The organism is Tenacibaculum sp. TC6 (genome assembly GCF_050606265.1).
Taxonomy (GTDB): Bacteria; Bacteroidota; Bacteroidia; order Flavobacteriales; family Flavobacteriaceae; genus Polaribacter.
This window is the reverse complement of record NZ_JBOCUK010000070.1, coordinates 1-2,214: the sequence shown is the minus strand read 5'-3', so window position 1 is coordinate 2,214 and position 2,214 is coordinate 1. Positions and strand designations below refer to the sequence as shown.

The following is a 2,214-nucleotide window of genomic DNA, read 5'->3' as shown; positions in this document are numbered from 1 at the left end:
CTGTTATAGCCAGACAAACAGATAAATAAATTAACTTACGAACACTTAGTACTTTTGGCATCGTTTTTTGCATAACGTTCATTATTAATAATTTTTTGAATTTCATCTTTTTTATTTTGATCTAGGGCTTTATACGTTTCCGAAGACTCCAAACCACCCCAAGACATAGCTGTATAATAGTCCATAGGTTGTCTATGGTTATCATGAGAAAAAAGAGAATAAGTTTATAAAAAAGCAGTAAGAAAACCTTACTGCTTTTAAAATTTTATCGCTTTTGATTTACTCTATCCAAACAGAATTAGAGCAAATAGTTTTCCATTCTCCTTTACTTTTTTTCAACAATTTAAACTCTCCACCATACGTTTGAAGTGAATAAAATATAGCCATTGAATTATTGTTAAACAAAACAGGTATGGATATAAATGAGGTTTCAAATCTTTCTTTCTTCTTCGTTATTTTATCTTTAAACTCTGGTAATAACTTATCGAGTCTTTGGATACTTAAAGTTTTAAATTTTTCTTGAAGAAAAAGAATATCTTGTTTTGGTATTTTAATGAAAGAATCTACTTCTTTAGAGCATAAGTAAAATTCTAGGTATTCTCCTTTAATGTAAGTGTTTATAGGGATTTTTCCATCATTAATAATAGTTTTGTAATAAGTGCTACTATTTGAGGAGTTTTTTAAGATGTATCGTAGCACTTTTATTTCTTCATTATTCTGTTCAGCTATTTTTTGATTAGAAGAACAGTTTATAAATAAAAATAGCAATGTTAAAAGAATTATAATCTTATTCACATTTTGTGCTTTTTGCATTGTTTTTAGCATAAAGTTCATTGTTTATAATTGTTTGTATTTTTATTTTCTCATCACTGTTTAATTTTTTATAGGAGTCTGAAGTTTCTAAACCTCCCCACGACATAGCTTTATAATAATCCATAGGTTGCCTGTGATTATCATAAGCAGATAAAAAATAAGTTTATAAAAAAAGCAGTAAGGTTTCCCTACTGCTTTTATTTTTTTAATAAACAGGTCTGTTATCTTCTTTTAAGTAAGCATTGATAACTATTGAATCACCTCTTTTTACATAAAATTCTTTTATTTTAACTGTATATCTTGATAAGAGAGAGACTTCTACATTAAATTTATTGTCTGGTTTTGCTTCAATACTTAAAGGGATTGTGTTTTTACCATTAAATTTAATTTTGTAGTAGATATTGTTGATAGAAACACTAGCATTTAAATCATTTTTATGCTCATAATCATAAGCCTTTATGGTAATGCTAGAAAAGCCTCTTTTTGATTTATACTTTTTTAAAGTATAGGTATCATTAACAATATCAAAATTTCCAGTAGTTTTACATGAAAAAAAAGTTAATACAAACATTAAAACTGTTATTTGTTTACTGACATTTAGTACTTTTCGCACCATTTTTAGCATAAAGTTCATTATTAATAATTTTTTGAATTTCATCTTTTTTATTTTGATCAAAGGCTTTACACGTTTCAGAAGACTCTAAACCTCCCCATGACATGGTTGTATAATAGTCCATTGATTGCCTGTGATTATCATACGCTGATAAAAAATAAGTTTATAAAAAAAGCAGTAAGGTTTCCCTACTGCTTTTTTTTTTAATAAACAGGTCTGTTATCTTCTTTTAGGTAAGCATTAATAATAATTGAATCACCTCTTTTTACATAAAATTCTTTTATTTTAACTGTATATCTAGAGGGAAGAAATACTTCTACTTTAAAACTGTTATTAGGAGTAATTTCAACTTGTAAAGGTTGTTTATCTTTTTTTATTGTTGAGGAGAAATATATACTATTTACTCTTGCTGCTGCGTTTATTTTGTTTTTGTTTTCATAATCATATGCATTAATAATAATACTTGAAAAACCAGTACTAGATTTATATTTTTTAAATGTATAAGTATCATTATTAATTTCATGTTTTTTATGAGCAACACAGGAGATAATAATATTACTAATAAAAAGTAGAAATAATATTTTATTGGCACTTAGTACTTTTTGCACCATTTTTAGCGTAACGTTCATTATTAATAATTTTTTGAATTTCATCTTTTTTATTTTGATCAAAGGCTTTATACGTTTCAGAAGACTCTAAGCCTCCCCATGACATGGCTTTATAATAATCCAGAGGTTGCCTATGGTTATTATAGGCTGATAAAGAATGAATTTATAAATAAAGCAGTA

General features: G+C 26.3%; 6 protein-coding genes. All 6 read right to left on the bottom strand.

Features of this window, described 5'->3' with window-relative positions:
• Window positions 1-35: 35 nt before the first annotated feature.
• Window positions 36-185 carry a hypothetical protein gene (locus ACQY1Q_RS17310; RefSeq protein WP_431006583.1) on the bottom strand — a complete coding sequence of 50 codons (150 nt, stop codon included), beginning with the start codon at window positions 183-185 and terminating at the stop codon, window positions 36-38.
• Window positions 186-279: 94 nt separating this feature from the next.
• On the bottom strand, window positions 280-795 hold the full coding sequence (locus ACQY1Q_RS17305) for a hypothetical protein (RefSeq protein ID WP_431006582.1): 516 nt from the start codon (window positions 793-795) through the stop codon (window positions 280-282).
• Window positions 788-937: a hypothetical protein gene (locus tag ACQY1Q_RS17300; RefSeq protein ID WP_431006581.1), complete on the bottom strand. Its 150-nt coding sequence runs from the start codon at window positions 935-937 to the stop codon at window positions 788-790. The genes ACQY1Q_RS17305 and ACQY1Q_RS17300 overlap by 8 nt, the downstream gene beginning before the upstream one ends.
• A gap of 81 nt (window positions 938-1,018) precedes the next feature.
• The gene (locus ACQY1Q_RS17295; protein WP_431006580.1) at window positions 1,019-1,384 is read right to left on the bottom strand and encodes a hypothetical protein; all 366 of its coding nucleotides are present in this window, start codon (window positions 1,382-1,384) and stop codon (window positions 1,019-1,021) included.
• 16 nt (window positions 1,385-1,400) lie between these two features.
• Window positions 1,401-1,550 carry a hypothetical protein gene (locus tag ACQY1Q_RS17290; RefSeq protein WP_431006579.1) on the bottom strand — a complete coding sequence of 50 codons (150 nt, stop codon included), beginning with the start codon at window positions 1,548-1,550 and terminating at the stop codon, window positions 1,401-1,403.
• Between the two features lie 79 nt (window positions 1,551-1,629).
• Entirely contained in the window at window positions 1,630-2,055 is a 426-nt protein-coding gene (locus ACQY1Q_RS17285; RefSeq protein WP_431006578.1) for a hypothetical protein, read from the bottom strand.
• Window positions 2,056-2,214: the final 159 nt, after the last annotated feature.